Origin of the sequence: Nonomuraea sp. NPDC052265, from assembly GCF_044547985.1 — a bacterium.
In the GTDB taxonomy this organism is placed as follows: domain Bacteria; phylum Actinomycetota; class Actinomycetes; order Streptosporangiales; family Streptosporangiaceae; genus Nonomuraea.
On sequence record NZ_JBIUBJ010000013.1, the window covers coordinates 255,045 to 263,213 of the forward strand.

At 64.8% G+C, this 8,169-nt stretch carries 2 protein-coding genes; both read right to left on the minus strand.

Annotated features, from left to right (window positions below):
• Positions 1 to 42 precede the first annotated feature (42 nt).
• On the minus strand, positions 43 to 3,927 hold the full coding sequence (locus tag ACIHAD_RS32635; protein ID WP_397358539.1) for a hypothetical protein: 3,885 nt from the start codon (positions 3,925 to 3,927) through the stop codon (positions 43 to 45).
• Between the two features lie 564 nt (positions 3,928 to 4,491).
• Entirely contained in the window at positions 4,492 to 7,740 is a 3,249-nt protein-coding gene (locus tag ACIHAD_RS32640) for an AfsR/SARP family transcriptional regulator (RefSeq protein WP_397358540.1), read from the minus strand.
• Positions 7,741 to 8,169: the final 429 nt, after the last annotated feature.

The following is an 8,169-nucleotide window of genomic DNA, read 5'->3' on the forward strand; positions in this document are numbered from 1 at the left end:
GGGGGCGGGTGTTGACCTATCTGGTCGGTGTGGTGCCTGAGCTCAGGGCACCACGGCACAGGCGGTGCTGGACTTGGCGCTTTCGCCACCCATGTTCTCGGCGGTCATCTGGAAGCAGTGATTTTGCCCGCCGGGCAGCGGTGAGACGAGGGCCTCGCGGCTGTTCTCCCCCCAGGGGCCGATCTTGGTCGGCGCCTGGGATCCCGTCCAGTAGTAGATGTAGTAGAAGACGCCGCCGCTGGGATAGGTGACCCCGTTCCAGGTCACCTTGACGGTGTTGGCTCCGGATCCGGTCGCCGTCACCCCGGTGGGGGCGGCGGGCTTGGTCACCCGAACGGCCTTACTCTCGATGTTGGACCTGTCGCCCTCGATCGAGCCCTTGGTGCTGGAGAAGGGCACGACGTACCACTCGAAGGTGTGGCCGTGGTTCCACGGTCCGCTGACGGGGTCAACGCGCGCTTCCGGCTTGTTGCTCCAAATCTCGTACTTCTTCCAGTCTTCCCCTACCGTGGCGTCGCGGTGCCAGATCCAGTACCACACTCCCTGCCCCACGTCGTCCCATCGGAGGTTGACGTGTCCCTGGGGTTGCACGGTCGCGGTGAGACCACTTGCCTTCCGATCCTGGAGCCTCGGGCATCCGCTGTTGCTCCGCTGTGGCTCGACCTCGTTGTCGTACCAGGAGTTGTCCGGCGCCAGAGTGGCGGTTTTCGCCGCCGCGCGGGTCTCCTCGGAGAGTGGCAGCTTGCCCTCGGGCGGCGAAGGCGGCGCGTTGGGCGGACGTCCGGTGTCGGTGAGGGCGGGCGGGTGCAGGCCACGCCCGACGGCGGCTCCCTCGGCCGGCGCGCTCCGGCTCGGCGTTGCCTGGGGCGGAGCCGCGAGGGCGAGGGGAGCCGCCTGTGGAGCGGTGGGTGAGAAGAACGCGGTCGCCGGCACGTCGATGAACCGTGGCCGGTAGGTGTCGGGATAGTAATCCGTTCTGGTGCGGCAGCCGATGTTCACCGCGCTGGTGTTCACGTTGTAGGAGATCACCACCCTGCTCGGATCTGACGACAGTCCCGGGTGGATGCGCGCCTCGTAGATCGCGTAGTAGTTCGGGTCGGTGTGGGCCTCCGGCGGGGTGTAAAGGTTCACCCGGGTGTTGGTGAACCCCCACGGGGTCCTCGACGGGTTGGCCGCGATCGTGCCCGGGGTGACGTGCGGATCGGCATGGTGGATCAGCCAGAACTGGCCGTTGATGTGAGCGACGCTGAACCCGCCCTCAGCTGCCGGCATCAGTGGCCGGGAGGAGGAGCAGGAACTTCCCCACTGTGGGTTTCCGCCGGAGTCGGTCCCGGTGAAGTAACGCCAGGAAGACTGGTCAGTCAGGTCAAACGTCACCGGGGTACGGGCAACGAAGATCCGTTTGCCGAAGGCGGCCTTGGACTCGAACCCGTAGATGTAGGTGTAGCCGCCCTGATCCACCAGCGCCGTTCCCCAGATGATCGGGTACGGTGCCGTGACGAAGCAGTCGGCCAGCGCTGTCGGAGTCTTCTTAATGACGGTGTTCTCCAACTCGCCCAAGGAGAACGTCGCGACCGCACCGCGCGTGTGCTCGTCCGCGATGCCCTTGTAGTAGAACTTCACTACCCGGTCACCGTCGACCTTGGCGTCCCCGGTCCAGTACTGCGTTCCCTGGCCGACCGGCGTATGGGCGTAGCGGGACCAGAAGTCGATCGAGGTGTCGGTCTCCTTGCAGGTATTGCCGCCGGTAATCGTGCGCAGGCTGGATCCGCTCTGGACGACGATCGAGTTGCGGATGAAGCTGGTCTCGAACCCGCCGGGGCGCTTGCTCGGATTGCCGAGGATGGTGTCGGAGAAGAACCAGGCCCGCTTACCAGGGGACAGGCTCACTGACTGGGTGGCGTCTCCCCCACTCCAGTCCGCGCATCCGGCGGCGTCACCATAGTTCTTGAACATGTTGGTCAGGGTGGTGTTGAGGCGCACTCCGGCCTCGGTGGCGATGGACGCCGACCACGTCACCTGCTGCCCCGCGGTTCCGCCTTGCGCGGCGCCACTGTCGGCATTGGTGTCCACTCGCGCCATGATCAATGTGGCCATCTCCGTGGAGGATATGGACAACGACGCCTCACCGTTGGCGTCGGCCCGGGCCCACCGGCTCGGACTCATCGTTGGCGCCCCGGAGCCTTTCGGCCAGACGATGAGGATCGGCCGGATGTCGCCGTACGGGATCCCCGGATTCGTCACCTGAACCGTGATCCGGCCCGATCCGGTGGACGGCGGGGTCAACTCCACATATGCCGTGCCGCCTGGATAGATGAGCGCTGAGCCGCTGGCGGACCCGCCCCAGTTCATTGACTTCTCGGCCGACCGCAGGGGTCTTTTGTCGCTGTCGCCAAGCCGGTTGCGCCAGGTGGTGGCGGCGTGCGGGTCGTTATAGCCGTCGGCGGCACTGAGGAACCCGCTCAGGTTCGTAGTCTTGCCCGTGAGCCGGTAATTGGCCACGGCGAAACCCTGTAGTTCGGTCTTCAGATCGAGGCCGTAGCCGGCCAGCACCTGGTCAATCGCCTCCAAGGGAAGCTTGTTGTACATCGCTTGCCAGGTCTGCAGGACGAAGTTGAACGTGGTCCGTTCGGTCAGGTAGTTCGCCAGGATGAATGCCCCGTACTGCCGTTTGGGACCGAAGCTCCACGGCTGCTGCGCCGCGTTGAGCGCCCCGCTGGGGTCACCCAGGAACAGATTGAGTTTCGAAGAGTAAGACTCGGACCCCGGCCCGGAGGGGTTGAGCTTCTTGTAGAGCTCGTGGGTGGCCCACTCGGCGGTGGCCTCCATCCACCAGTTGATCGAGGTCGTTTTGGCGAGCAGGTGCGCGATGGGCAAGTGCTGGTACTGCACCGCGTGGAACATCTCGTGGTAGGGCAGGTAGGTGTATTTCCAATCCCGCCGTGTTGTGGTGTCGGGCTCGGGGTCGGCAGGGTCGGAGGGCAGCAGGATGATCGGGCCGCCGACCGGATCACCGGGTCCGCCGGTGGGGAGAGTGACGCCTGGCTGGTTGGGGTTGACCCCGAAGAAGTCGAAGCCAAGGTAGACCTGGACGCCCTGGCCGGTGATGCCATAGCCCCAGGATCGGTACTGTGCCCAGGCCTGGGTGTGGTTGGTGGTCACGAGGTCGATGGCGTCGGGTACTCCGTTGGCCGGGCTGGTGTCCACCGCGGGGACACCATCCGTCGGATGAAAGATGCCGTCCGACTCGAAGTGTTGGGACGCTCCATCGATGTTGTAATAGACGTCGAATCGGGTGGTGGTGGTGACGCTGTGTACGCAGTCGAAGTAGCCGCCCGCGAAGCTCACGTTGCTTCGATGGTCGCCGCACTCGGTCCACGGTGATGGCGCCGCGGCTGGGGGCGCGAGGCTCTCGGCGCGTGTGGTCTCAGGGGCGGGGCGCTTGAGCGCCTCGGCCACCCAGGCCTTGGTCTCCGGTGAGGCCTGTCGCTCGGCCAATGACAACGCATAGGAGAGCGCCAGTCCGGCCTCGTGCGGTACTCCGTCCTTCGATCTCAGTTTCTCCGGAACGTTTTCCGGATTCGTGATGCGCTCGACTGAGTAGCGCACGTACTCATCGACGCTGATCTCGCCGCGTTTCCACGCCCGCGACAGCGGGTCCTCCTCGCCGAAGTCGGGCTTCTGCCCCTGCAGCTTCTTGTGCAGCTCACTTTCGGGACGCTCAACTGGCTGGTACGGCTTGGGCGCGTCGCTGGGCAGGTCCGGGATTTGCGGGGAGGTGGTCGTCGGGGCAGAGGTGGGGGGAGGTTCCGCGGTCGCGCTGGAGGCGGCGGACAGTTGCAGAACGCCCGCGAGCAGACCGACCACCGTCAAGGCCGCGATCCGCCGCCGGAAACGCCCCTCATGAAAAGATAACAAATGCTCCACCTGTAGGAAGAAGTGACAAGACAGATGAGTTTTGAACTACCAGCACTTCTGGCGCACCCGAATGCCTGACGGCTTCGCATACCTGGCAACCGATTCCCGGGCCAATCACGGCCGATGACCCGTCTGCCGAGACATCAGCCGTTGGCATAAAGATTCCCGGGGACTTGTCCTCTGGCCCGGGTCTTCATCCGCTCGCTATCCCTCATTGCCTGCTTCGAACAACCACGCCGCCCGCCAACTGGTTAGGCGAGTTGAGCGGCGGGCAGGAAAGCCGAACCCGCTCCCATGAGGATGGGGGACAAAGCTGTTGATCTTCTCATCTCCGACTCTCAGTCGTCTCGATGTCGATCCGCGATTGACGGCGCGGAATGAAGGTTCGCGACTGATGGATCATGACCGGGCCGCTGGACTACCCGCCCTTGACGCCATGGCCTGCTCGGCGCAGCGGTCGGTAGGGATCAGGGCGCCGTCCAGGATCGCGTATGACAGTCCCTCGACTTGTGCGCCGTCGAGAGCTCGGGCAGATCCGGAGCTTGTGTTTCTGGGTGCCGCACCGTCGGCGTGCTACCTGCGGAAGCCGGGCCAGGTACTGAACGAGTGTGCCAGGCGTGCCCCCAATTCCTTCCTCTCAGGAGCACCGATCTCGGCGAAGATGTTCAGAGCCTGCTGCCATGCTTCGGTGGCGGCGTCGATGTGCTTGCTGATGTACAGGGCATCTCCGATGCCGCGATGAGCGCAGCCCTGACCGTATGGATGGCTGATGGTGATTGCCAGTGCCAAAGCGTGACTGTGGTAGTCGAGGGCTTCGGTTGAATCGTCCATGGAGCATGCCGCCTGCCCGAGACCGTTCAGCGCGGTGATCTTCGTGACGGGGTCGCCGGACTCGTCTACCAGGCTCAAGGCCTGCCGGTGGCAGTCCTGGGCTTGGTCATGACGGTTCAACCGCAGATGGAGGTTGCCGAGTTCGACCAGCGTGCCTGCCTGGTTCGCATGGCTGTCCGCCTGGCGGCCGAGGGTGAGGGACCGGTGGTGATGGTCGAGGGCCTCTTGGTGGCGTCCCAGCATCCCAAAGGCGACGCCGAGATTCTGCAGCGCGATGGTCTCCATCGTCCGCTCACCGAGCCGGCGAGCGATGGAGAGCGCCAACTGGCAGTGGCTCGCACCAAGCTCGTAGCGTCCCATCCGGCAGTAGGTGAAGCCAAGGTTGTTCAGGGCGCGGCCCTCGCCCACCGGGTCACCGATCTCGCGCGCACATGAGAGGGCCTGCAGCAGGCAGTGGAGGGCACGAGGGTAGTCCCCCAGCCGCTCATGGTTGATGCCGAGGTTGGTCAGCACGCGGCTCTGACGTTGCCGGTCGTTCAGTTCGCGGGCCAGGGCGAGTGCCTGCTTGAAATGGTCGTTCGACTCCTCTGCCCGCCCCAGCTCCGCGCAGGTGATGCCCAGGTTCTTCAGAGCGCGGCTCTGCGCGGCGCGGTCGCCGAGGCGGCGGGAGATGTCGAGCGCGTGCTGCTGATGTCGCAGGGCCTGCTCGTACTGTGCCGTCCGCCAGCAGGTGATGCCAAAGTTGATCAGTACCTGGATCCGCGCGGCCTGGTCGCCGAGCCGCCGGGTGACGTCTGCGGCATGCTCATAGAGGGCCAGCGCGTTGCTGTGGTGCGCACCGGCGAAGAGATATCGCCATAAGAGCAAGGAGATATCGACCGTCCATGCCTCGTGGCAGGTGAGGGCAGCAGCCACGAGGTTGTCGCGCTCGGCCTCCAGCCAGGCGGCCGCTCGGTCACGAGTCATGACGGGCGCGCACCTCCACAAGCCGAGAGGGGCGGTGCGGGGCCGGTGAAGCGGGTCGCCATGTCCGAGGGATTCGGCGGCGAGAGCCGCAGTGGACAGGTAGTACTCGCGCAGGCGGTCTATGACATCGGCGCGGTCGGTGCCTGATTCGATGGCCTGACATGTCTGCTGGGCGTATTCGCGCAGCAGGTCGTGGAAGCGGTAGCGGCCCGCGGTGTGTTGCTGCAGAAGGTGGGAATCGAGAAGACCTTCCAGTAGCCGCTCGGCCTGATCGAGTGGTACGCCGGCGAGCGCGGCTGCCGCGTAGCGATCGAAATCGTTGCCTGGCACCATGCTGAGCAGCCGGAACATGCGCTGCTGGGCAGTGCTCAGCAGGTTGTAGGACAGGGTGAAAGCGATGCAGACTCCACGATCACCCACCTGTAACTCTTGGATTCTGCGGTCCTCGTCGCCTAACCGATCTGCGAGGTGTTCCATGGTCCAGGCCGGTCGATGAACCATGCGGGTAGCGGTGATCTGGATCGCCAGGGGCAGATACCCGCACAGCCGGAGGACATCGGCGACCGCTTCCCGGCTCGCTCCTGCGCGCTGTTCGCCAACGATGCTCAGGAACAGCGTCTTGGCCTCTTCCGGCTGCAGGATATCCAGCGAGAGCACCGAGGCGTCCTCAAGCTCGGTCAGGCGCCGTCGACTGGTGATCAAGATCTTGCTGTGCCCGACGCCCGCTAGCAGGGGGCGAACTTGGTCGGCGCTTGCGGCATTGTCCAGTACGACGAGCATGTGGCGTTCGGCCAACTTCGCTCGCCACAATGCGGCGGCCTGCTCGACGTCATCTGGGATGGACTCCGGCCGTATGCCGACCGCGGACAGCAGCCTCCGCAGGGCTGGGGCCGCGTCCAGCGGATGGCGACCAGGTGTGTGGCCATGCAGGTCGATGTAGAGCTGCCCGTCCGGATACCGGTTTGCCAGCCGATGGGCTGCATGCACGGCCAATGCCGTCTTTCCTACTCCCGCCATGCCGTCGATCGCCTCGATGACCAACGCCTTGGGGTCGTCATCCAGCAAATGAGCGACCTCAGCCGCTCGCCCGGTGAAGCGAGCGATATCAGCGGGCAGAAGACGCGGCGCCAGCTTGGACCGTACAGCGGCGACAGCCCTCGGGGGATCGTCGACCACTCGGCCGGCATCCTGCCCCAGGTCAGAGCCGGCCGAAAGAATCTCGGAGTGGATTCGGGTGAGATCCTGTCCCGGGTCGAGGCCGAGCTCGTCACGAAGATGCTGACGTGCCAGTCGATACTCCTCCAGCGCTTCCGCCGTACGTCCCGCGTAGTGAAGCGCGAGCATCAACTGGGCCCGCAGCCGCTCCTGCAAGGGGTTGTCGGCAACGAGCCGGCGCAGCTCGCTGATCAACTCCTGGTAGCGGCCCAATGCGAGATCAGCGTCGATTCGATCGGCGAGTGCCCCAATACGACGCTCTTCCAGCGCAGCACCCTCGGTCAGCTGTAACTCATCCCGCGTGCCGCCCAGAGCGGGTCCGCGCCACAGCGCCAGAGCCTTCCGTAAATGCTCCGAAGCCTGTTCCGCACTCCCCGCGGCCAAGGCAGTGCGGGCGGCGCTCGAATCGACGATGAACGCGTCCAGATCGGAGGCACCCGGCGCCATCCGCAGCGAATAGCCCACGGGTGTGCTCGTCAGCATGCTGGCGTGAGTGAGCATCCGGCGAACGGACCACACGTGATTGTGCAGCAGCCTTCGTCCCGAGCCCGGTATCTCCGACCCCCACAGCGCGGTGAGCAGCCGGTCATGGGGAACCACTTGGTTGGCGTGCAGTACGAGAACCGCCAGCAGGGTTCTCTGTTTCCGCCCAACAATGGGCACCGAGTGCCCATCCCGCCATAGGTCTACCGGCCCCAGGACCCGGAACTCCATATGCGCCCCTATCACATCGGTCGCGGCGCGGATAGACCGCGTAGCCCCGGCGCGTTTCCCTCGCGCTTCACATAATCCATCAATCACGATCTTCATTAGCCGGATTTTCGATAACGGATCGATCAAATGAACGATCAAGAGATGGCCAGGAGAAGATCAACAGCGGGCCGCACCATGCTGGGGCAGCGGGTGGGGACTCCACCTCTCGCGCGCCCCCGGAGACATGGCCTTCTTCCAGGCCCCGGCAACGTAGAGATTTGTCCGATTCGGCAGCTTGAGGTTGGGGCTGAGACCCGTGACGACCTGCGTCGAGTCCCCGGTCGAGCGACGGAGCGAAACGGACACTTCGGCATGTTCTTCTACTGTGCCGGCGGCCTGGTGTGATGCGCCGGAAATTGCTTACTTAAGTACGCTGCTGATTTTCGGTGGCTGGCGGGTTGATCTTGTTGAGGTGGTCGGCGAGGGTTTTGAGGATCTCGTCGGCGGTCTTTGTCCAGGTGAAGGGTCTCGGGTCGTCGTTCCAGG

What these genes read in the sequence shown, in the direction of transcription:
- ACIHAD_RS32640 (WP_397358540.1), bottom strand. Translation starts at nt 7,740, where the DNA reads ATGAAGATCGTGATTGATGGATTATGTGAAGCGCGAGGGAAACGCGCC.